We start from the raw sequence: 23,834 nt of genomic DNA on the forward strand, positions 1-23,834 counted from the left end.
TTGTTAACATATCCCCAATCAACCCACCTTTTAATTAGCAATTGCTAACTTACAGTTCACGATAAATTTATTCCATAAAACCTGACTATTCGATAATAACACTGTTAATATTGATAAAAATTAACAGTTTCACCACTTAACAATTAATGGTTAGCAAACTTTTAGCAACCTCATCAAAAGTGGTTGAAAGATCATACAGAGTCATAGCACTCAATCGCCGCAGGCATAATCGAATAAATGGATATTAATTGTGTTTAAAAAATTACTTGCGATGACCAGTTCTACCCAAATGCTGGTCGCTATGTTTGTGGGTTTTGCTGTAGGGATTTTCTTTGGTGAATCTGTTGGCTGGTTAAGCACCATTGGCAATGGCGTTATTTTGTTAATGCAAATGACCGTCTTACCTTACATTGTTGTCTCACTTATCGGCGGTATAGGTAAGCTCCAAAAAAGCACCGCCATTCTTATTTTTAGTCGAGCAGGCTTAATTATGCTGCTGCTTTGGCTCGTCGGAATTGTGCTTACTGCTTTAATGCCACTGTCATTTCCCTTTATTGAATCGGCCTCCTTTTTTAGTACCAGTATTGTTGAACCTGTCGAGCCAATTAACTACTTCAAACTCTATATTCCTTCAAACCCATTCGAATCAATGGCTGCAGGCTATGTACCAGCAATGGTGGTGTTCAGTATTGCAATGGGGCTGGCGCTTATCGGTATGGAAGGCGACAACAAGACCCAAGTGTTGTCATTCATGCATACCATTACAGAAACCTTTTCTCGTATTACTCAAGGTTTAGTCAAAGTTTTACCTATTGGTATTTTTGCTATGTCAGCGGCAGCAGCAGGCACGATGGGGGTTGATGAATTTGCCAGTATGCAGGTGTACTTAATCAGTTATTTTGTACTGTGTTTATTGCTCACGTTTGTCATTTTACCTTGGATTGTGTGCTCATTAACGCCTATTACTTACGCCCAAACAGTGCGTATAACAAAAGCCAGCTTAGTCACTGCATTTGCCACAGGTAACATCTTTATTGTGATCCCTGTGATCATTGAAGAATGTAAGCAAATCATGCGTGAGCATAATAACCTAAGCGAAGATGGGTTAACTCTAATTGAAATCCTCGTACCAATCGCCTTCACCTTCCCCAATATTGGCAAACTGACCGTCATTTTATTTGTTTATTTTGCAGGCTGGTTTAATGGAACGCCTGTTGAAGTGAGTGCAATGCCGTCATTATCTATCAGTGGCTTATTGTCTTTATTTGGCAGTGTTTATGTGGCGATTCCGTTTATGCTTGAGTTGGTTCATTTACCTTCAGATCTATTTCAACTGTTTGTGATGTCTGGGTTTATAACCGGTAAATTTAACTCAATCGCTGCGGTAATGAATCTATTTGCCTTAACCTTGCTCACCGTTTGCTTATTCCAAGGCAGTCTTAAACTGCGTCCCCCTCAATTAATTAAAATGTCCGCGGGTTTATTGATTAGCACTGTCGTGACGATATTGATATGTCGAGTCGGCATGGGCTTATTTATTCATAGTCCTGAAATTACCAGCGGCGTGATTGCCAATATGCAAGTGGCTGATAAGGTTCCTACAAAAGTTAAACGACAGTTTCCTGAAGTCGGCAAAACCCCTTCACAACCTATCGCTGGCGTACAAGACATTATTAAGCGTGGCGTACTTCGAGTTGGTTACATTCCAAGCAATGTGCCATTCAGTTATTATAATAACGCAGGCCAATTAGTCGGCTTTGACTCTGCTATGGCAACGAAGCTGGCTGAAGATTTAAATGTCGAAGTAGAGTTTATTCCTTTTCGTAAAAAGACCTTATCTGCCTCGCTAGATGCAGGCTTTTTTGATGTTGCTATGTCGGGACTCGCAATGGATATTAAGCAAATGGACAGCTTGAGCTATAGCGATCCTGTACTTGAGCTAAACGTTGCGATTGCCACCAAAGACCATAGAGTTAATAGCTTTAAAACGAATCAATCGATTTTAGAAATGGAAAATACCACCATTGCTTACGTCGAACATGATGACAAAATTAAAGAAGCAAAGCGGGTGTTACCGCACTTAACCTTTGTAAAAATCGATGGCTACAAAGACTTCTTTAGACAGAAAGGCGATAAGTATGATGCGGTGGTCATTAGTGCTGAAGCGGGGTCGGCTTGGACATTGTTCTTCCCTGGCTACGGTATCGCTATTTTAGAAGGTAAAAATCGATACCCAGTTGCTTATGCTGTTGCTCAAACTAATCAATCATTATTGAATTACATCAATAACTGGCAAAAGCTTCGCAAAGTCGATGGTCACCAACAGGAGTTTTATGATTACTGGATGCTAGGTAAAGGCGCCACGACACCGCAGCCTCGATGGTCAATCATTCGTGATGTACTGCATTGGGTTGATTAACCCGTTTAGTACCTCAAAGCTGGTGATTTAACACTATTTAGTTTGAGTATTATTTAGTTTGAATAATATGCCTCAATCCCAAAAACATAAAGCCTAACAAATCTGCTTGTTAGGCTTTATGTTTATATTCACTTCATTTTGTCACTAAGTTTACGGCAATTAAGCCTACCTAAAACTGTCATATTCACCGACTACAGTATAACGCTATGCTGGTTGCCATAAATTGTGAATTTATTGCCTTCTATCAGTTGACAATCAATAGATTGAAAACGATTAAAAATATTGCAAACCTTGTAAAGTTAACCTAAAAATAACTGTAGCATTTTTGTTAAACACCTCGTTGATATTTAGCGCTCCAATTAGTAAGGATACTAGTGAAGAATGATGAATAAGTTACGTATAGGTATTGTGTGTCACCCCAGTATTGGCGGTTCAGGCTTGGTTGCCACCCAATTGGGATTAGGCTTGGCAAAATTTGGCCATGAAGTGCATATCATTGCACACAAGCGCCCGTTTAAATTACCTGAAGACATAGAGAATGTTGTCTTTCATTGCGTAGATGAAGTGAACTATCCCTTATTTGAAGGCCCGCTACACACCTATTCGTTAACGGCAAAAATTGTTGAAGTTGCGGAAGAATACCAGTTAGATATTGTGCATGCTCACTATGCTATTCCACACTCACTTTGCGCCCATTTAGCCAGTAATATTGCTCGTTATCCCTTCCCAATTGTCACTACAATTCATGGCACGGATGTCACTATCGTTGGCCAAGACGATGCGATTAAGCGCTTAAATACATTTAGCATGAATCAAAGTGCCTTATTAACGACAGTTTCTGAATTTCAGCGTCAATACATGCTGCAAGAGTTCGATATTCAGCAACCGATTAACGTAGTGCATAACTTTATTGATGCAGACGATTTCACCCCAGCACTTCAAGATGAAACGTTAAGAGCGACGTTAGCTCAAGATGACGAAAAAATCTTAATGCATGTCTCTAATTTTAGACCCCTTAAAAACACCTCAACAGTCGTCGACGCCTTTAGCCAACTAACCTGCAGTGAGCCTGTAAGGTTAGTATTAGTGGGCGATGGCCCTGATATTGGAAAGATTAAACAGCAATGCCAGCAATTAAACATACTCGACCGTGTCACTTTTACCGGTTCAGTTAATAAGGTTGAACGTTATATTGCCAATGCTGACTGCCTTATCCAACCTAGCTTTAGGGAATCATTCTGCATGGTGATTTTAGAAGCCATGTCGTGTGCGGTTCCGACAGTTAGCAGTAATGTTGATGGTATTCCCGAAGTCGTTGATGAAGGCGTAACGGGTTACTCATTTCCCCCTGAAAATTCAACTAGTATGGCAGCTGCAATTAGCCATATTCTCTCGGATAGTTCAATACAGCAACGACTCGGTCAAGCTGGGCGTGAGCGAGCCATAACGCACTTTAATTGCGACAATAAAATCAAACAATACGTTGACTGTTACCGCCAGACCTTAGCTAGATTTAGCCGCTCAGCTGTCGCAAGTTAAGCGATTTAACGCTTGTTATTGCTATAGCAGTAATGCTGGCATCTTAACTCATGTCAGCAACGTCCATGAAAGTCGACAAAAACAATAAGTAAAAGGGAATCATATGGCTAATGCCAGCACGCAAACGGACACCGAACAACAAAATCAATCAGCACCGGTTAAGAAAGATAAAAAAATCAGTATGTCGAGTTGGGTATTACTGTCATTTGCAGGCGGTATTATTGCAGGATTGTTTTTCGGTGAAATGCTGGCGTGGATGTCGGTCATCGGCGATGCGTTTATCAAGTTATTACAGATGACCATCATTCCTTACATTATCGTATCGTTAATCTCTAGTTTAGGCAGTTTAACCTTAGAACAAGCCAAGTCATTAGGTGTAAAAGTCGGTAAATTGATGCTAGTGATATGGCTTTTCGGTCTGTTAAGTATGTACTTGATCAAGTACACCTTCCCTGAGTGGCAAGCAGGTGAATTCTTTAGTTTAACGGCATTACAAGATCCTAATTCGGTCAACCTTTTGGATTTATATATCCCTTCTAACCCGTTTTTCTCACTGTCTAATAGTTATATTCCTGCAATTGTACTTTTTTGTGTTGCCACGGGCATTGCGCTGATATCCATTGATGATAAAGAGTCATTAATGCGCCCATTGCAGTTACTTGGCGCCTCCTTTAATAAGGTCACACAAAGTATTGTCATGCTGATGCCAATTGGTATTTTTGCCATGACAGCGGCGACAGCTGGCACGATGGATTTTGATGAGTTTCAAAAATTACAGGTTTATTTTATCGCTCATGTGGTGATGACAATATTACTCACTTACTGGGTTTTACCCGCCATCATTATGGTGATCACACCATTCTCCTATCGTGACATTACTGGTATCGCGAAAGATGCCATGATTACAGCATTTGCAGCCGGTAATATTTTTATAATCTTGCCATTGCTTATTCAACGCACCAAGGAGCTATTCCACAAATACAAGATTGGTAATGCGCAAACCGATGATTACGCCAATATTATTATTCCTGTGGTGTTTAGCTTTCCTAATTTGGGCAAGTTGTTAACCATCGTTTTTGTGTTATTTGCCGCTTGGTTTTCAGGCAAAGAGCTCGATTTTATTAGTTATTTTCCGATGTCTGTTAATGGCTTAATCAGTTTATTTGGCAGCGTCTATTTAACCATTCCTATGCTATTGGATTCGTTAGAGCTGTCTTCGGATTTATTCCAGCTGTATATGGTGTCGAGTTTATTCACTAGCCGTTTTACCTCATTACTCGCTGCAATGAATATCTTTATTTTAGCGATTGGCGGTACAGCGATGCTGGCTGGTATCGCAAAAGTCAGCATGAAAAAACTGATAATGTGCAGCGCCCTGACACCGATTGTTTTTGGCATCACTTTACTGGGAACCAGCTGGCTGCTTAATAGTATTGTTGATACTGAATACAATATGGATGAAGTGGTAGCACAAATGAGCTCTGCTGCAGAAGTACCTGAAGATGTGACAACCTTTAATTGGTCAAAAGAATTAGTTGTTAATGGCCCCCGCTCTGTGGAACAAATTAAGCAAAGCGGGACGTTAAGAGTCGGATATAATCCTGTTCAAGTCCCCTTTTCATTTTTTAATGCCGAGCATGAACTTGTCGGGTTTGATATCGAATTGATGAAAAAGCTGGCTGCTGAACTTGATTTACAAATCGCATTTATCCCTTATTCAAGCGAAAATGCCTTAGAGTCAATCAACAGTGGCTTGTTTGATATCACAGTCTCAGGCTTACAAATGACCACGACTCGAATCGGTTTAGTCGACTTCACTAACCCAGTGCTCGATCTTCACTATTCTTTTGTTGTTAAAGATTACCGTGCTGATGAATTTAAAACTGATGAACTTATACATCAAGCCGATAAAATCAGAGTTGCGTCTGTGGGAGAATATTCAATTATCCCTTACCTAAAAGAGAAGTTCGATAACATTGAATTTACTTCAATCGACTCTGACAAACTCTTTTTTGAAGATGATGGCAAAACCTGGGACGGACTGCTTATTAGCCTTGAAGCAGGTCAAACTTGGACCATTTTATACCCTGAATACACGACCCTATATAACCGTGAAGAAATTAAATCTTTCCCAGCATCCTACGCTGTTGCAAAAGGGAATACCTCATTGCACACCTTTTTAAATAGCTGGTTGGCAATTCAGCAATCATCCGGTTATGTAGACACACTCTATAGTTACTGGATTTTAGGAGAAAACGCCCAGCCTAAGCAGCCAAGATGGTCAGTCATAAAGGATGTATTACATTGGGTCGACTAGTGCGGAAAATAGCGAGTTAAACATAAAGCCTTACTGTAATAGTTAAGGCTTTATATTTTATTCAAGAGTCAAGATACTCACGAGTAACGGTACTCTCGAGCAACGGTACTTACGAGCTACATTATTTACGAGCAACAATACTCACGAGCGATGAGTGACGTAATACTGCCAGAGCGCGGTATTTAAGATCACTTGAACCAGATAAAGCCGATATTGAATATAAATCATATTAGTCTCCATCGGGTTGTGAACGATATGTCAGATAATTAGCCCCTAACCCATTAACAATCAGTCCAATCAGCACCCCAAATGCAACACTAAATACCTCAAAACTAATCGAAGTTGGTAACCAAGTTCTGATGAGACTAAAACTCAGTAAATTAGCCATTCCTGCGACTATCGCTACCGCAACCACCCATTTCATTTGTGCACGGGTTTGTAGCTGCTTGCGGTGGCTAAATGTCACACACCTATGCCCCCACCAAGTTAGCCCTAATCCAATACTAAATCCGGCAAACCTCGCCAATAAAACAGGCCATTTAGCTAAATGTAATAGGCTTAAAAAGAGCATTAAGTCGACTAAAAAACTCCCACCACCTACCAGTAAAAAGCAGCTCACGGTTTTAAGTTTTTGCCGATTAAACACAGGCATAGCTTGGGCTGGTTGGGATAACATCAGTGTGCGCGGCATTAGCTTTCACCACACAACATTAGCACTTTTTTCTTATTTTCGACTTCTAACTTACAGGTGGCAAAACTATCGTATTTTGTCAGTTGTGTTTGAGTCACAACAATATAATAAGGAGTATTTTGAAGACGAATTAGCTGTTCTTCATCATTGACCACGACCGCTTTACCCTCACTGTAATAACGAGACGAAAATGGTTGCTGTAGCCAGTAATACACTGGTAAGTCATATAAGCGTTGTTCTAACAACCACTTATCACTTTTTTCTTTACTGACACCAGTATTAAGTACCCCAACGACAACCATAAGCAATAAGGGAATAGAAGTTGCGATCGTCACAAACCGTTTAATCACATCATCTTTCCAAGCATAAGCAATAAGTAATGCTAATGCTGGCGCTGCGGGTAACACATAAGCAGGTAGAATGTTTCCCGCTAAAGTGAATAACACCATAGGCGATATCATCCAGCACATCAGAAATTTAGTGAAAGAATCAAACCCTTTGTTTTGCTGGCTAACCTCAGTATTTGACCCACTGTTATTTTGATATAAACGATAGAGGCCACGTGGCAAGAAAAATGACCAAGGTAAACACGCTACGGCAAAATAAATCCAAATCGTACCACGTGCTTCATCATGGGCAGTGCCGTATAAATCGCCTTTCCAGCCGCTATCAACAAACCTTGACCAATGCTCGCCAACAATAAAGTATTGAATAAAGCCTGGGGTAGCCTGCTCGGCCATCACGTACCAAGGTAACACTAAGCTCAGCATCAAAGTCAGGCCTGATAACAAGGGGACTTTTTGCCATAACTCGCGCCACATGTTGATAGGGCCTACTGCCCAAAGCATCCACAAAGAAACACCGATGCCAAATATCGCAATCACAACAGGGCCCTTGGCCATTAGGCCTATGGCCAATCCAGCGAAGCCTGCGTATCCCCAAAAATACTCACCTTGCCATGCTAAATAAAAACCAATAAATGCTAACGTTAACCCGAGTAATAAGCCCATATCCGTCATAACTGTGCCTAAGCACACATAAAAAACGGTGGTGGTCGCATAGATGATGGCAACGGTTAAGCCATTGATTGAAAATCGTTTCGCAAATTTAACCACCAAGGCTAGGCTCAGCACACCGACAATGAAATGCGGTAAACGTAAAAAGAACTCATTATTGGCGAACAGCTCGATAAAGCTGGCACTCATCCAATTTTGCAAAGGCGGTTTTCCCCAAAATGGAACACCATAATCAAATTGAGGTGTGAGCCAATTTCCTGTTTCTGCCATAAGCCTTGCCATTTCACCATAGCGAGCCTCTGTCGTATCCATTAACGGGTATAAAGCTAATGATACTAATCGCACTAATAACACACCCATTAAAAGCCATAATAGGTTCGTTCCCAATGAGTTAGATTTATGTGAAGGTAATTGCAGCGCATTCATTTAGACATTTCCACCATAATTGTAGGTTTGCTTGTAACTTGTTGGTTGTACAAAAAATGCTTGTTGCAAATGGCTCCCTTGCAGAACACTCGCTTGCAAATCACAGTTACTGAATTGATTTACATGGTTTATAGATGTCGACTTAGCACGCTTTAGCGCTTGCTTGCTATGAGTCGTTGCTTTGGTCATTGACGTGAGCGGCTTTTTAAAACTCACAACCGTATTAGGAATACTTTGTTGGTGATATACCTCTTCTACAATAAATACTGGGCGCTGCTTCACCTCCATAAACACCCGTCCCAGATACTCGCCAATTAAACCAATCGCCAGTAACTGAATTCCCGCTAAAAATAATTGCACCACCATCATTGATGCATATCCCGCGACAGCTTCACCAAATACCAAGGTTTTCAATACCACCCACACACCATAAATCAACGAACTTAAACCAATGGTGACTCCAAACCAGGTGGCTAAACGAAGGGGTTTAAAACTAAACGAGGTAATTCCATCCATCGCTAAACCAATCAGCTTGCCGTAATTCCATTTGGTTTCCCCTACACTGCGAGGATCTCGATCAAACTCAATCGTAGTTTGGGTAAAGCCTGGCCAGCTTAAAATGCCTTTCATAAAGCGATTACGTTCTGGCATTGCATTAATATGATCAACCACCTGACGACTTAGCAACCTAAAATCGCCAACATTTTCAGGCACAGGAGAGTCTGACATCACATTCATTAATCGATAAAAACAGCCTGCTGAAAAGCGCTTAAACCAGGTTTCGCCCAACCGTTTTTTTCGGCGCATATTCACCACTTCATAGCCTTCACGCCAAGTGGCTAACATCTGTGGAATAAGCTCTGGTGGGTCTTGCAAATCTGCATCAAGCAAAATAACCGCAAGGCCTCTTGCTTGAGCAAGGCCCGCAGAAAGCGCAGCCTCTTTACCAAAGTTTCTGCTGAGTTTAATGCATTGATGCTCACCATGACTCATGCGTAATTGCTGTAATAGCGCCCAAGTGTTGTCGGTACTTCCGTCATCAATAAACACTAACTCGCAATGCTCGGGCATGGTTGAGAGCACTCTGTCAAGGCGCTGCATCAACACATCAAGGCTTTGCGCCTCATTAAACATTGGGATAATGATCGATAAGCAGACTTCCGATTGCTGGCTGGCTGAGGATTGATGACGCATGGACTATTCCTGTGAATCAAAATATGCCAACATCTTGAATGATAGCGAGTGTAAGAAATGTCATTGACATTTTTTCGACAAAAAATGACTGATAATAAGCCTCCATTTCGAAGGCAACGAGCAACAAATGAAACTACTTATCATTGAAGACAACCACGATGTGGCAGGGATCTTAGGCGATTTCTTTGAAGCTCAAGATGCTGAAATTGACTTTGCAACGAATGGTGAGCTTGGGCTATCTCTGGCTCTCGCTGACGATTTTGACGCTATTATTTTAGATTTAATGCTGCCTAAAATGGATGGACTCACTCTGTGTAAAGCCCTGCGAGAACAAGGGTGCTCTACACCAGTACTTATGCTAACAGCCTTAGACAATAAAGCGGATTTAATGACCGGATTTGACAGTGGTGCTGACGACTACTTAGGTAAACCCTTTGATTTAGATGAGCTGGATGTACGAATCAAGGCGTTGATTAAACGCCACCGTGGAAATGTGGCTCAAGCTAAGCTGCGCTTTGGCGATCTTGAAGTTGACACGGCACGTCACCAAGTCACACGCCAAGGTATGATATTGCCACTCACTCCCACCACCTATCAAATACTGCGTTTGCTCATTAAGAATGCACCAAATGTTGTCACAAGGGAGCAACTTATCGACGAGCTTTGGGGCCAACACCCACCAGGAAAAGATATTTTGCGCAGTCATGTATATCAGCTTCGTAATCAACTCGATAAGCCGTTTGGTCAACCTATGCTAGTGACAGTCCCCAAAGTCGGTCTACGCCTCGACCAAGGTTCTACTGATACGAATTTAACCGAGTGAATACAAGTATGCTAAATCAACCCAAAGTAAGTCGTACCAGCACAAGTAATACCACTGCGCGATCTTTTGTTGGTAGGCTAAGCGTCTACTTTGCATTCATTGGTGTTTTGGCTGCTGGGATCATTTATGTCACGATGATTTTCATACTGCAATGGGTTGAGGATGAAGTAAGCTTAAATAACCTCAGAGAAAGCGCCCCGTATGTGGTAAAGCAATTTCAATCAGGTACCCCAGAACCTTTGGTATTGCCGCCTAATATTACCGCCTTTTACAGTACCAATTTTATTCCGAAAAAGTATGGCCAGCTCCAAAACTATCCACTTGGCTTTAATGGTGAAATTAATGATGATTCTCATGAGCTGTTTTTGCATCGAGATGAGTTTTTACTGGATGGAGAAGTCGTTCAGTTATACCTGACTATGCCAGCTGACAATGTTGAACTTTCTAACGCCCAATGGAAAAGTATTAGTACCTTCTCATTGCTATTCACATTAGGACTATTAATTTTACTTGGTTATGCGCTGATCAAATTATCAAAACGCTTAATTGAACCCATCAATGACTTAAGCAAACAGCTCGCGAAGCAACCTTTGCCAACCACATTTAGCGTCAATACGAGTGCAGCCAAAGAGTTTGGTATTCTAACCGATAGCTTAAATAGTTATCGTCAGCAAAATGAAACCTTAATCAAACAAGAACAAGCCTTTGCCAGGTATGCCAGTCATGAGTTACGCACCCCATTGAGTATCGTTGTTGGCGCGGCTAAATTGCTTTCTAAAAAGCCCGATGCTGATTTTCAGTTGCGCCAGCAAGAGCGCATCACTCGTGCAGCCCAAGACATGCAAAATACAGTAGACGCCTTATTGAATATTGTTAAGCAGGAAAAGTCTGACAATAGTAATCCACCACGTCAATTGACTGAACAAGAGCTCAACCAAACCATTGAAACAGCAGTGAACTTAGCTAAAAAACAGCACATTGAAGTGACGGTTAACTGGCAAGGTAACCCATATGTGCAGCCCAATTCAGCCGTGATTAAAATGTTACTTAGCAATTTGCTGAATAACGCAATTAATGCTCGCGGTGATAATTTGCCTGACGATGAAACGAGCTGGATTAAGATTACCATTTTAGACAATCAAATAGTGATAGAAGATAACGGACAGGGTTTATCTAATATTGAGAAAGGTCAGCAACAAAGCGATATGTCAGGCCACGGTTTAGGTTTAGTAATTATTGATACTTTATGCCATCGATATAACTGGCAATTTACCCTAAAATCAAACGACCCAAGAGGCTGCATTGCGACCTTATCTTTACCTGCTCTAAGCCTTTAATCTAAGCCATTAAGCTAAGCCAAAACATAAACAACAGCTCAGAATAAAAATGGCTAACTCTCATTACAAGGTTAGCCATTCGTTTATCTGTATCAACGGGGGTTAGCGTTTATGAATGACTCCAGACTTCATCACAAAAGGTACATCCAGTAAGGCGTCTATTTGCTCTACTGGACTGGTGTTAAGTGCAATAATATCTGCTTGTTTACCTGGCTCTAACGTGCCTATATCATCTGACATTCCCAAAAGGTCAGCCGCATTAATCGTGGCTGAAATAAGAATATCTTGATTAGACATGCCAGCTTGATGCATCAGTATGGCTTCTTTGGCATTCTGGCCATGCTTTGATACGCCACTATCAGTACCAAAAGCGATATTAACACCCGCTTTGTAAGCATTTCCGAAGTTGTTTTGCATGTCATTGCCCACACGAATAGCTTTGGCTTTAATTGCTTCCGACATAAAGTTACCGCTGGAGTTAGCCATTTGTACGACCGTATCACCAGCTAATAAAGTGGGAACCAAATATGCACCAGACTTCTTAAACAGCTTAATTGATTCTTTATTGGCGTAACTGCCGTGTTCAATACTGTCTACACCAGCACGTAGAGCAGCATTAATCCCTTCTGCAGCATGGGCGTGGCTGGCAACCTTTCTTCCCAGAGCATGAGCCGCATCGATGACTTCTTTTAGTTCATCATTTGCCATCTGCTGACCTGTACCTGTATTGGTATCGGAAAGAACGCCGCCAGTAGAGGTGATTTTAATGACATCTGCGCCATATTTAATTGCCCGACGAGTTGCTCGGCGACAATCAAATGGGCCATCACAAATGGTTTTAGATGTCAGCATATCCAACAGATCAGGACTTTTACCATCTACATCACCATGGCCGCCAGTCACCGAAACACCACCAGAAGCAATAATACGAGGTCCTGCTAACCATCCTTTATTAATGGCATCTCTAAGCGCATAAATCTGTTCAGGTTTTGCACCTAAATCTCGTACGGTGGTAAATCCAGCCATCAAGGTTTTATTAGCAAAATAAGCACTTCTCATCGCCACGTCGGCATCAGACATCCTTAAAGATTCACTGTCATTATTGGGTCCAAGTTCACCTTGAAGATGCACATGCATATCCATCAAGCCAGCCATTACAAATTGCTGCTTTAAATCGACATACTCAATCGTGTCAGCTGCTGTTAATTCATTGTCGTTTATTTGTATAAAGCCTTTTTCGACGGTAGAGATTTTGCCATCTTTAACCACAACCGAATGTGCTTTCAGTGTGGATTTACCAGCTACAGTTAATAGTTCACCGGCATGAATCACTTTGTAGTCGGCAGCAAAAGCTGCTGAAGACATCCCTATGGTCAATAGCAACATAGTTGCCTTGCTAGTCGCTTTTTTATAACCCTTAAGCGTTGATTTCAAGCTCGTTAAAATAGAAGCGTTACGCGTTGTTTGAGGCATATTAATCCCTGAATGTGTTTCATTGTCCTAAGCTATTAACATGCCTAACTTAAGGGCGCTTTACAATCTTGCTTAACAACTTTTATTTACCATCAAGCTCCGCAACAAGCTATAACCTCAAACTAACCCAGCACTAACGCATCGACCAAACCTTACTCAATTGCAAACCAAGTTAACCCAATTCGCTAGATCTCGAGCACATTACATAGGTAAATTTAACATTTGTATTTGATTAACCTAAGCCTTTGCTATATAAAAGATTTAAGATTTTCATCAGGGAGGTTGAAAGTGACTGAATCTGTCAAATCTGACAAAAATTATGCGACTGCAGTTATTTTATCGGGAATTTTCGGGATTTTTGGAGTTCACCATTTCTATTGTGGCCGAGTTTTGCATGGTTTTTTTGATTTAACACTAGCCATTGTTGGCATTACGTTATTGCAGTTTGAAGACGTTACGCTCACCCTGATCGGTGCAGGTCTTATTTTTATTGATGTCATTCATACAGTCGTAGTGACATTTATGCTTCTAGTTGGAAGCTACAGAGACGGACAAGGTAAGTTAATCACCTATCCGGGACAAAAATTATAACTAAGGGATTTTAATTATGTCAGAAGTACAAACAGCTGAAACACCAGTAGAACTAAGTGAGAAAGGTTTTGTACCTACTCTTCTGTTGTGTTTTTTCCTAGGCTCTCTAGGTGTGCACCGTTTTTACACAGGTAAAATTGGTACTGGGATCTTGATGCTGTTAACCCTTGGCGGTTTAGGTATTTGGACGTTAATCGACTTCATTATTATTGCAGTTGGTAACTTTAAAGACTCACAAGGTCGTGCGATTAAAGCAAGCTAATCTTGTTTTATCCGTAAAGACTCAAAAGCCACGTTAATTAACGTGGCTTTTTATGAACGAAACGATCTTGAAACTCGCTTTTACGCGTTAGAACATATAATCAATGCCCAAATAAACTTGTTCAGCATCATTTACCGACAGAGATGACACATTGTCCCCTGACGAAGTAAAGTTATGCATCAAATACCTAAAACCCACCTCTGATGTAAACTGATCACTCAGCTCAAAGACAACACCAGTTTGTCCGCCAAAAACATAGCTACTACGAGTATCAAAATAGCTTTGTTCACTATCTGTGTATTGGGTCTCTTGACTACTTAACCCTGCAGAAGCCCCAACAAATAAACTAACCAGCCCGGCATTATCAAAGGGAAATAACCAATCATAGGAAACTAAAACCCCTTGATGATGACTTAAATCATCAGAACTAAATGAGTAAGTGCCGTATAGCCGACTCGCTTGGTCAAAGGCGACACCGTTTCGTAACTGGTAGTTAATCCCACCTAATTGGATATCATTTACATTAGACGGCAAGGCTGAAAATGTTGACAACTCTGCATAATGATAACCGACAACCCCACCAATAATCTTATCAGCACCATAAGAAAACTGCGGGAATAAAGACAATATAGCCAGACTTTTAATGAGCTTTTTTGCCGCCATACGCCCTCCCATTTCAGTGATACCTTAATTAATCATCACTTATTATTGGTAATGGGAACGTAAGCTAGATCAAACTTTGTAAGCTTGTTTTTAAAATAGAGAAACTAGATATCCAAACTGTGATCAGGTTAAAAAACAAACAAATAAATATCAACAACAAACTCATTCAGCGCACAGTTGGAGCCAACAAAAAAGCCGCTAATTAGCGGCTTTTTATTTCAACGTAATGAAACGAACAATTAATTAGCGATTTTTAAATCCGCTTTATCAGAGATAAGATTTAAATCAAAATCAAACTCGTCAACACGGATCGCACGTTCACGTTTTAAGTTGTAATCTTGCAGCAACTTATGCTCGTCTGCACTAATGACTTTGGCATCTAATGCATTATCAAGGGTAATTGAAAAACGAACACCCGCTTTAAATACACGTTGTTTAAGTGCTTTTTTGACTTTAGCAAGCAATGGTAAACAGGTCATTTTAGCAAGGTAAGCTTGCTCATTAATATAATTACCATCACCAGCAACTGGTTTAACAAGATGCGTCAGCTGCTTTTTGAAAGCAGTATCTAGTTGAGCTTGTTCAGCTAATTCGCGTACTAAATCATCGTTCACTTTAACCATTTTGCCAGAGTAAGTCATGGTAATTAAACGCATAAACTGGCGTGTTGGCTTCGATGGGAAGTTCTCAAGGAAAGACAATAATGCTTCTTCCGCTTTGCATAATGCCCAACGCGTTGCGTATTCAAAGTAAGGCTTTGCTTCGTTACGTTCATCAGTTGTCACTTTTTGCTCGTAAAAACGAATTGATGCCATTGCAGCGTATAAATAACTCATCACATCGCCTAAGCGTGCTGACAGCATTTCAGCTTGTTTCAGCTTACCGCCTAATACAAGTAACGAGAAATCGGCATATACAGCGAGTTTAGATGCCAGCTTATGTACCGACTTTTCGTAACCAACAACCTCAGGAAGCGTTGATTGAGCTGGCGCAGTAAATGGTAATAAACCTAATTTAAATGCACGTAGGCTGTTTCCAACACTGTAACCAATGGTTTGTCTGAAGATACGATTAAAGGTTTTATCCGCATCGCTTGCATCACTGTGAATAGACTCAACCATGCTTTGTAAATGAGGATGACAACGCATCACACCTTGACCAAAAATCATCAAATTACGGGTTAGGATGTTAGCGCCTTCGACCGTAATCGCAATTGGTTGTGCAACATAACCAGATGCTAGCGTATTTTGAGGGCCACGTTGAATCGCTTTACCCGCTTGAATGTCCATCGCTGAATCTAAAATATCACGGCCTAACTCAGTCATATGGTATTTCGCAATCGCGGTGACTACAGATGGCTTTAATCCAAGACCTAAGCCTTCCGTTGTCAGCACTCGCATCGCTTCTTGCAAGTATGTTTTACCAGCAATATCAGCAAGCTTTTCTTGAATACCTTCAAACTTACCGATTGATAAACCGAATTGTTCACGTACCGCAGCATATTCAGCAGACGATTTAAATGAACATTGGCTCACTGATACACCTAATGCAGGCAACGAAATACCACGGCCCGCACCTAAACAGCTCACAAGCATCTGCCAGCCACGACCAATATTGTCTTGGCCGCCAATAATAAAGTCCATTGGAATGAATACATTTTCACCACGTGTCGTACCGTTATAAAAACGACAACCCATTGGATCGTGACGATTACCTAATTGCACACCTGGATGTGCCTTTGGGATCAACGCACAAGTAATACCAAGTTGCTCTTTACCGCCTAATAGACCTTGAGGATCTTCAACTTTAAATGCTAAGCCTAATACTGTCGCAATGGGTGCTAGGGTAATATAACGTTTGTCCCAAGTTACCGATAAGCCAAGTACTTCTTTACCTTCGTACTCGCCCATAGTGACAGTACCTATATCTGGTATACCACCGGCATCAGAACCTGCTTCTGGACTTGTTAATGCAAAACAAGGGATTTCTTGCCCGTTAGCTAAACGAGGCAACCAAAAGTCACGTTGGCTATCTAAACCGTAATGCATTAACAACTCACCTGGGCCTAGGGAGTTAGGTACCATTACTGTTACTGCAACAGCCGAGCTTTTCGCCGCTATTGTCGCAACAATGGTTGAGTTAGCATATGGACTAAACTCAAGTCCACCGTATGATTTTGGAATAATCAGAGAGAAGAATTTATTTTCTTTTAGGAAAGTGAGTACGTCTTCAGGCAAATGCTTCCCGTTTTGAATATCGAAATCATCGACCATTTCAATTAAGGTTTGCACAGGGCCATCTAAGAAAGCTTGCTCTTCCGCCGACAGGGTCGCATTAGGAATGTCACGCAATGCAGCAAAATCAGGAATACCTTGATAGATAGAGCCTTCAAGCCACACGTCACCAGCATCTAACGCTTCTTGTTCAGTCGTTGAAATACTCGGCAGTACTTTTTTAAATGTTGTTCTTATGCTCATAGTTCATACTCATCAGACCAGAATAATAGTGTGCATTACGTCACAAAAAACAAATTAGATCAAATATTCTAATTCAAAAATAAAGCCTTTATTTACAGTAACAAAGCAGCTAACAAAAATAATTACCAACTTTTCATAGACTTACACATGTACGCTGAAATGAAAAAAAATTAAAAAATTTATACGCTCGTTTGAATTTTTGCATTTTTTAAGCAAAAACGATGCTATTTAGGCTGAGACATTTCAAAATAGCGAGTCAAAAATAGGAAGAATTATTGACTCAATGACGCGATTAAATTTGAACAATACGCAATGAGCCCTGTCGATGAGATTAACGCAAACCTTGCATACATCGCCGAAATTGATTGGAAAAATAACCAACAGCAGCTTACAGTGATAGCATGCCAAAGTATGGGGACTAAGGAGACAGCCAATGTGCGGTAGAATTGAAGTGTTACTAAGTGGAATGCAGTCGACCTTAGACAATCTATTCGAGCAGCCGCTGACGATTCAAGATAACCTTGATTTACGTCCCACCGATCCCATTACGACACTTAGTCACCAACAAGGTAAAATCATTTCTAGCCAGCAGCGATGGGGAATACAGCCTGACTGGACGAAAAAACTGATTATCAATGCTCAAGCTGAAACCGTTTCACAAAAGCCAACGTTTTCTAGCGCATTTGCTCAGCATCGCTGCATTATTCCTTGCAGTGGTTGGTTTGAGTGGCGACAAGAACCGACAACAGACTTATTGAGTCTTGACCAAGAACTGGCAAACGGCGCTGATACTCCCCCTATTTCAAGTCAGCAACAAAAGCACAAATACCGCTTTTCTCATGCGGGAAATAAGCCATTATTCATGGCTGGCGTGATGTATCCCGATCAGCAACAAGTCGTAACGTTAACGATTAAACCCAATACTAAGTGTGCTCAGTATCACCACAGAATGCCCTTATTTATCGCCTCAACTCAGATAAATCATTGGCTAACTCAGCCAGTCGACAATCTATCTGAACTCATCAATCCATTGCCTGAACATTGGATTAAAATCACTGATTCAACACAAATTTGAAGCCCAACCATTACTCAAAACACATTTAAAAAATGTAGAATTTTATTAAGCAGATCACAACCTTGAGAAATAAGTATGCTAGAAAATGCAAAATACTGGCTTTGCAGGCCATTTTAAGTTTCAATTAAGTTAAATCAATAAGATGGTAGCTGAGTAAAGTACTTGGAATTTAAGAAAGCGCTTAAGATTCTGGACAGAAATCAGCCTTTTTTCATTTTATTAGATTGCTTTAAACAATAAATTAAAATGTGCTAACCAATTTTCAGTGTTCTTAGTTTTGAAGTAACGGATTTATTTTCATTAAGATAGTTGTACATTGATTATGCGCGATTTGTTAAGGCCGAATTTGGCACTTAGCACGGGCGATAAAGCCCCTTAACTGATGATGGAGTTACTATGAAATATTTAGCTATGATCGCTACACTAGTTTTCGCTAGTTCTGCTTTTGCTGTTGATTGTGTAGATTGTCACGAAAAAATCAACGTTGAAGAGCATGCTGAGATGGAAGCAAACATCGAAACTTGTAATGATTGTCACAGCTTTGCTGACGCTCATGAGTTAGATGCAGACTTGCACACTCCTGACCTAACAATCACTGAATGTGCTGATTGTCACGAGCTTTAATCTCGTATAAACCTTGATTTACAGCAACTGTCTTTTACCAGATTTGACGTTGCTCGTTCACTAAATCAAGTGTTATCTCTGTAAGAGAATAAAAACCAGTTGATTGCTCAGCTGGTTTTTTTATATCCCCAATTTAAGCAGGCCTTAACCAGTACATCAAGCTCCCCCCTTGTCTAGGCCATCAATGCCTTAATTTCATTAAAGGTCACTTGCGCTTCCCGATAATCGAGCGCAATAGGGTAATTTCGCCCTTTATATTCGAGCACTAATGATGGAAAGCCTCTTATTGGCAGTTGATGCACTGCGGTGAGCTCTACCATCAACCTTTGATTTACTTCATCTGACATGATTGCTTTGCTAAAGGCTGCGCTTTCAATGCCAATACTGACCGCAGCCTCCACTAAAGTATCAATATCTGATGGATTTTTTGCTTCTAAATAATAGGCTGTTTGAATTGCCAGTATCATTTGCTGCTCAAGGCCATAGTCTCTGGCAACGATACAGGCGCGACATGCAGGATAGGTTGAACGTCTAGGGCGACACACTTGCCAAAAATCGTGATTGAACTCAGTGCCTAATTGCGCTGCAATTTTATGCCAAGTTTGGCTCAAAAAGCCCTGCATCTCATCAGGCATGGGTACGTCAGAATCTGCTGCTAATCCCCCTAGACAATACTCAATGTCGATATCGTTACCATTCTCTGCGATTAACTGTTTGAGTGCTATCCAAGCGGGTCGATACCCCCAGCACCAACTACACATAGGGTCGTACACATATTTAAGTTTTGTGGTATCAGAAGTCATAAAACACGCTTAATTATCAGTTTATAAGGGATAGTTCTCGAGCTTAAAATATCCTTGCTCTATCTACAACATAACGGACAAGGTTAAAGTGTAACGCCATTTGTAGCCGCTCATAGGCAAATCACGCTATAATCCCGTCATTCATCTCCACCCCGTCAAAATGAGTATTTATCATGGCCAGAACAGCGGCTGCTTTGCACATTCTCGTTAAACATAAGCAACAAGCAGAAGATTTAATCAAACAACTCGAGAAAGGCGCCAAGTTTGATGTGCTCGCCAAAAAACACTCTTCGTGTCCATCGGGTAAAAATGGCGGTAACTTAGGTGAGTTCAAAAAAGGTCAAATGGTACCTCAGTTTGATAAAGTGTGCTTTACAGGTGAACTCATCACACCTCACCTTGTTAAAACCAAATTTGGTTGGCATGTCATAAAAGTTCTCTATCGAATCTAATAAGTTTAAATATGACAATAACAGCATTTGCTTATATACGTTTCAGCAGTCGGCCGCAAGAGCAAGGCGATAGTATAAGACGCCAAGAGTCAGCTGCTCGCCGGTGGGCTGAGCAAAACAATGTGGAACTAAGTAGTGATACTTTCCAAGATTTAGGCGTGTCTGCTTTTGTTGAAGGCGGTAAACGTCCCGCACTTGCCGACTTAATCAACGCTATTCGAGACGGTAAAATAGCCAAGAATTCATATATACTATTTGAGAACACCGACCGCATCACTCGCCGTGGGTACGACCATGCAAATAGTCTTGTGAAAGAAATTATCGGTCTAGGTGTAAAACTTGTGATTATATCGACTGGTCAGGTTATTGAACATTCGACTAACATGAGCCTTGCTCCAATGCTTCCGCTCTTACTCGATGCCGACCGCGCTTACATGGAGTCCGAACGAAAATCTGAATTAATACGTGCAAGCCGAAAACGCAGACGCGATGAAGAAACCTTAACAGGCAAGCTACCATTCTGGTTGTCTCGAGAGGACAATGGAATAATACTCAATGATAAAGCTTTTATTGTAAGTCGTGTTGTTGAGCAAAAACAGAAAGGAATCAGCAATCAGAGCATTGCTCGTGGACTGAACAACGACAGCATTCCTTCAGCAACTGGCCGCCAGTGGAATGCATCCGCAATCAGAATCGTTTACCAGAATCATGCAATTTACGGTGCAAAAGCTTATTACACTACTAATGGTAAAAAAATGAATCTGGAAAAAGTCGTTGCTAACAAGTTTCCAGCAATAGTGACTGAATCAGATTTTAACAGCGTTCAGCAGAAATCATCAGGTCGTGTTTCTCAAATATCACCGTTCAGCAATCTACTTAAATGCCATGAATGCGGCGGAGGCATGGTTCAAAAGACCACCACCTACAAAGAACGGAAAATGGTGTATCGCAAGTGCATTGCATCAATCGAAGGTCGATGCACTCAAAAGCACGCCATGCGTGATGCTGACAAAATAATTTCAGGACTGCTCAGGACGCTAGTTTATTCAGAAAGTACCAGAATCAGCGGCGCACCAGCTATACAAGCGCAAATAGACATGAATTATGCAATTGAAGAATCAATGTATAAGTCTGGTAATATTGAAGGACTGGTGCACTTATACAGCCGTAGAGCATCACTTGAAACAGAGCTTGCGGCAGAGAAAGCGAAGGACGGAATAAAAAGACCGTCGTTTGATTTCAAAAACGTATTTGATTTACCAATACCCGAACAGAATGCAAAGCTCAGATTGTTACTAAAGAAAATTATTGTTGAGCACAAACCCATGAAAAAAGGAAACAAATGGGTTATTCGAGTTTCGCAAATCAATGGACATCAGAAGCTTTTTATTGTGGAGCAGCAACGTGGATTTGGTAATGACTTTATACTTAGTGAGTCTGATACTGAGAAATGGAGCTTGGAGTTAAAGCGATTAAAGCAAAGTGTTGCTGATGATGAAAAAGCGTTTGCTGAATGGTTGATGAAAAAGGACGAAAATCTCCCTTTATAAGTACAGAGTCTATTACTCACAAGTATACTATCTAACAAAAGGCGCTCATTATGAGCGCCTTAAAGTACACCAAGTGCTTATTACTTCGGCTTGATAATATCGACTATCTTAGCTATTAAATCTATTTGCTTACTTTCGTCGACAGCCGCAGAAGTTTCTTTCGGATTAAACACTTTCATCAACAGTTCAATCTTAATATTTCGTTTTAAGTCTATTACTTCATCGGACGCCCTTAGTGCTTTGTCTAATTAGTTCCTGTTTAGATAATAAAACTGGCTCTTCAAAAAAAAATGAGATTCTCGCCGTCGAGCGAATGAAGTGAATAGTTAGCAACCTCTAACTTCTCTTCCAGATTTCTAATGACTCCAATATCAACATCCGAGTCGAAAACACCACTAAAAATAGTAGGTAGCTCCCAACCTCCATAAGATTGATGTTGAGCAGCAAGAAGCTCATTAAAACCCACAATTTCGCTCGTTAACTCATCAGGGCTAACAAGCTCTATTGAGCGCTTTATTTTTTCTGTGACATCAGCCTTTTCAGTTCCACTCATAACGCACCCAATAAACAGCAAACAGAATTACAAATAAATACCACCAAATCATTGACATAGATAGCCAGCCTTTTCGAATATTACGACCGAGTACATTAAGGCGTAAACAATATCAACCAAATTAAATAGACCTCAATGCATTAACTACCAATAAAACAGGTCACTTATTACCGCCACTTATTAAGAGGGCTACCAGCCGGGAAAAGACATATTTTTTTATAATCGACTGTAATCATACCCCTCAAAGCGCTAATTAACCTCACCAATCAAGCCGCTGCTCGACCTTCAAGCTTTTCCAGTCTCGCCTTTAGTTCTTGTAGTTCATCTTGCTGAGTTTGAATCACCATTTCCTGTATATCTGTAACGGTCGCTATCTCCATCAAACTATCTTTTACATTCTGGTCAGTATCAACAGTGATAGCCTTAACTTTCTGACCAACGCTTGCTCGCAAACCACCACGATTCTCAATGCGCTCGAAGTCAATTTTATGAACTAGGCTGTTTTTGTTATTCATAGTAAAAATCTCTTTCTGAAAATTATCTGTCTTGATGTGGTACTCGAACTGTTTAGCTTTCTTCACTTCCTGTATGTGTATTACAGAGCCGACCACACCATAATGCCCTCGAATAAATTCACGCTTATGCTCTACCAAATAGATACTCACAAGCCCACCAGTAATGTTCGCATGACACAGATAATCTTCTAAGTTGATATGCCACTTGGCTATGTATTTGTTGGTTTGTCGCATGAGAGAATCGCGACGGTTTTTAAGTCCGTTTTTAGCAGTAAAACCAATATCTTTTAGCTGCTGCTTTAAAGTACTTTCTGTGATTTGAAAGTTTTGATTTGTCTTCTCGTTTTTAATGACAAACGAGCGAATAAGGCAATAGTCTTCATTGACCTTACCTATGTTTATAAAAAGGGTTTTCATTTTAAAAATCTGTATTGGAAACTATTCCGCCTTGGCATGCGGTCGTATACTTTGAGTTGAGCACTGTTGCCAAACATGTGCTCTGAATACAGATTCAGTGTTGAGAGAACTCAACTCAAAGTATACGAAAGTTTATTTGCAGGGGATTTACTACACGATGGTAGTAGCGCTTATAAAGCGTCTTGAGGTGTTTGCTACAAGTCTATTTTAACACAATAAAATAGCCTTATAAACAAACTGAATTTCTTACATATCTCTATTTAGTACATTCAAAAACAAGAGTAAAACAATTATTGTTTTGCGACACTTTGGTCTCTTTTTACGACACTTTGACTCTTGAAACGCAGTGGTCATGCTGGTCGAGATACAATACTTTAAGTAACTCAGTGGCTATTCACGTTTAAATCTATTAAATAATTAATGGAGCGTAGCGACATTGCAGCGTAGCTGCTCAAACGTCTTCTACGTATCGAGTGATTGAGTTCGCTGCGCTCACGATGCTGCGCATCATTACGTTTATTGGAATGTATCAAGCAATCAAGATAATGGAGCGTAGCGACATTGCAGCGTAGCTGCTCAAACGTCTTCTACGTATCGAGTGATTGAGTTCGCTGCGC

Annotated in this window: 20 protein-coding genes; 11 read left to right on the top strand and 9 right to left on the bottom strand. The window is 40.7% G+C overall.

Going from position 1 to position 23,834, the window contains the following annotated elements; translation table 11 throughout:
• Positions 1-250 precede the first annotated feature (250 nt).
• From AN944_RS16745 to AN944_RS16755, 3 genes are all read left to right on the top strand, one after another.
• Positions 251-2,419, top strand: a complete 2,169-nt coding sequence (locus AN944_RS16745; protein WP_055025785.1) for a cation:dicarboxylate symporter family transporter — start codon at positions 251-253, stop codon at positions 2,417-2,419.
• Positions 2,420-2,800: 381 nt separating this feature from the next.
• Positions 2,801-3,958 (top strand): N-acetyl-alpha-D-glucosaminyl L-malate synthase BshA, encoded by a 1,158-nt coding sequence (gene bshA, locus AN944_RS16750; RefSeq protein WP_235530971.1) that lies wholly within the window; start codon positions 2,801-2,803, stop codon positions 3,956-3,958.
• A 103-nt stretch (positions 3,959-4,061) separates the two neighbouring features.
• Positions 4,062-6,275, top strand: coding sequence for a cation:dicarboxylate symporter family transporter (locus AN944_RS16755; protein ID WP_055025786.1), 2,214 nt, complete (start codon positions 4,062-4,064; stop codon positions 6,273-6,275).
• A gap of 229 nt (positions 6,276-6,504) precedes the next feature.
• On the opposite strand, the gene AN944_RS16760 is transcribed toward AN944_RS16755, so the two are convergent.
• The 3 genes from AN944_RS16760 to AN944_RS16770 are packed head-to-tail and all read right to left on the bottom strand — an operon-like array spanning position 6,505 to position 9,602.
• Positions 6,505-6,966 carry a GtrA family protein gene (locus AN944_RS16760; RefSeq protein ID WP_055025787.1) on the bottom strand — a complete coding sequence of 154 codons (462 nt, stop codon included), beginning with the start codon at positions 6,964-6,966 and terminating at the stop codon, positions 6,505-6,507.
• Complete coding sequence (locus AN944_RS16765; RefSeq protein ID WP_055025788.1) at positions 6,966-8,408, bottom strand: glycosyltransferase family 39 protein; 1,443 nt, start codon at positions 8,406-8,408, stop codon at positions 6,966-6,968. Before AN944_RS16765 ends, AN944_RS16760 begins: the two co-directional genes overlap by 1 nt.
• Positions 8,409-9,602, bottom strand: coding sequence for a glycosyltransferase family 2 protein (locus tag AN944_RS16770; protein WP_082420043.1), 1,194 nt, complete (start codon positions 9,600-9,602; stop codon positions 8,409-8,411). It lies immediately after the preceding gene.
• A gap of 127 nt (positions 9,603-9,729) precedes the next feature.
• Here AN944_RS16770 and AN944_RS16775 point away from each other — a divergent pair, with 127 nt between their 5' ends.
• Both AN944_RS16775 and AN944_RS16780 read left to right on the top strand, forming a co-directional pair.
• Positions 9,730-10,425, top strand: coding sequence for a response regulator transcription factor (locus AN944_RS16775; RefSeq protein ID WP_055025789.1), 696 nt, complete (start codon positions 9,730-9,732; stop codon positions 10,423-10,425).
• An 8-nt stretch (positions 10,426-10,433) separates the two neighbouring features.
• Positions 10,434-11,762, top strand: a complete 1,329-nt coding sequence (locus AN944_RS16780; RefSeq protein ID WP_055025790.1) for a HAMP domain-containing sensor histidine kinase — start codon at positions 10,434-10,436, stop codon at positions 11,760-11,762.
• Between the two features lie 102 nt (positions 11,763-11,864).
• Here the strand turns inward: AN944_RS16780 and AN944_RS16785 are convergent, their stop codons facing one another.
• Positions 11,865-13,148: an amidohydrolase family protein gene (locus AN944_RS16785; RefSeq protein WP_055025810.1), complete on the bottom strand. Its 1,284-nt coding sequence runs from the start codon at positions 13,146-13,148 to the stop codon at positions 11,865-11,867.
• Between the two features lie 375 nt (positions 13,149-13,523).
• On the opposite strand from AN944_RS16785, the gene AN944_RS16790 reads away from it, so the two are divergent.
• Positions 13,524-13,826, top strand: coding sequence for an NINE protein (locus AN944_RS16790; protein ID WP_055025791.1), 303 nt, complete (start codon positions 13,524-13,526; stop codon positions 13,824-13,826).
• A 16-nt stretch (positions 13,827-13,842) separates the two neighbouring features.
• Complete coding sequence (locus AN944_RS16795; protein WP_055025792.1) at positions 13,843-14,088, top strand: NINE protein; 246 nt, start codon at positions 13,843-13,845, stop codon at positions 14,086-14,088.
• 87 nt (positions 14,089-14,175) lie between these two features.
• On the opposite strand, the gene AN944_RS16800 is transcribed toward AN944_RS16795, so the two are convergent.
• Positions 14,176-14,751 carry a hypothetical protein gene (locus AN944_RS16800; RefSeq protein WP_055025793.1) on the bottom strand — a complete coding sequence of 192 codons (576 nt, stop codon included), beginning with the start codon at positions 14,749-14,751 and terminating at the stop codon, positions 14,176-14,178.
• Positions 14,752-14,990: 239 nt separating this feature from the next.
• On the bottom strand, positions 14,991-17,228 hold the full coding sequence (locus tag AN944_RS16805; RefSeq protein ID WP_055025794.1) for an acyl-CoA dehydrogenase: 2,238 nt from the start codon (positions 17,226-17,228) through the stop codon (positions 14,991-14,993).
• A 433-nt stretch (positions 17,229-17,661) separates the two neighbouring features.
• Between AN944_RS16805 and AN944_RS16810 the strand changes: the two genes are divergently transcribed.
• Both AN944_RS16810 and AN944_RS16815 read left to right on the top strand, forming a co-directional pair.
• Positions 17,662-18,303 carry an SOS response-associated peptidase gene (locus tag AN944_RS16810; RefSeq protein WP_055025795.1) on the top strand — a complete coding sequence of 214 codons (642 nt, stop codon included), beginning with the start codon at positions 17,662-17,664 and terminating at the stop codon, positions 18,301-18,303.
• A 396-nt stretch (positions 18,304-18,699) separates the two neighbouring features.
• On the top strand, positions 18,700-18,927 hold the full coding sequence (locus AN944_RS16815) for a cytochrome c3 family protein (protein WP_055025796.1): 228 nt from the start codon (positions 18,700-18,702) through the stop codon (positions 18,925-18,927).
• Positions 18,928-19,100: 173 nt separating this feature from the next.
• Here AN944_RS16815 and AN944_RS16820 read toward each other — a convergent pair whose 3' ends face one another.
• Entirely contained in the window at positions 19,101-19,730 is a 630-nt protein-coding gene (locus AN944_RS16820; protein ID WP_055025797.1) for a DsbA family protein, read from the bottom strand.
• 173 nt (positions 19,731-19,903) lie between these two features.
• Between AN944_RS16820 and ppiC the strand changes: the two genes are divergently transcribed.
• Together ppiC and AN944_RS16830 are read left to right on the top strand one after the other, a co-directional pair.
• The gene (gene ppiC, locus AN944_RS16825; protein WP_055025798.1) at positions 19,904-20,182 is read left to right on the top strand and encodes a peptidylprolyl isomerase PpiC; all 279 of its coding nucleotides are present in this window, start codon (positions 19,904-19,906) and stop codon (positions 20,180-20,182) included.
• Between the two features lie 11 nt (positions 20,183-20,193).
• A complete protein-coding gene (locus AN944_RS16830) occupies positions 20,194-21,732 on the top strand; it encodes a recombinase family protein (protein WP_055025799.1) in 1,539 nt (512 codons plus the stop codon).
• Between the two features lie 280 nt (positions 21,733-22,012).
• On the opposite strand, the gene AN944_RS16835 is transcribed toward AN944_RS16830, so the two are convergent.
• Complete coding sequence (locus tag AN944_RS16835; RefSeq protein WP_055025800.1) at positions 22,013-22,285, bottom strand: hypothetical protein; 273 nt, start codon at positions 22,283-22,285, stop codon at positions 22,013-22,015.
• Between the two features lie 266 nt (positions 22,286-22,551).
• The gene (locus AN944_RS16840; RefSeq protein WP_055025801.1) at positions 22,552-23,217 is read right to left on the bottom strand and encodes a hypothetical protein; all 666 of its coding nucleotides are present in this window, start codon (positions 23,215-23,217) and stop codon (positions 22,552-22,554) included.
• Positions 23,218-23,834 lie beyond the last annotated feature (617 nt).

This window comes from Shewanella sp. P1-14-1 (genome assembly GCF_001401775.1).
GTDB classification, from domain to species: domain Bacteria; phylum Pseudomonadota; class Gammaproteobacteria; order Enterobacterales; family Shewanellaceae; genus Shewanella; species Shewanella japonica.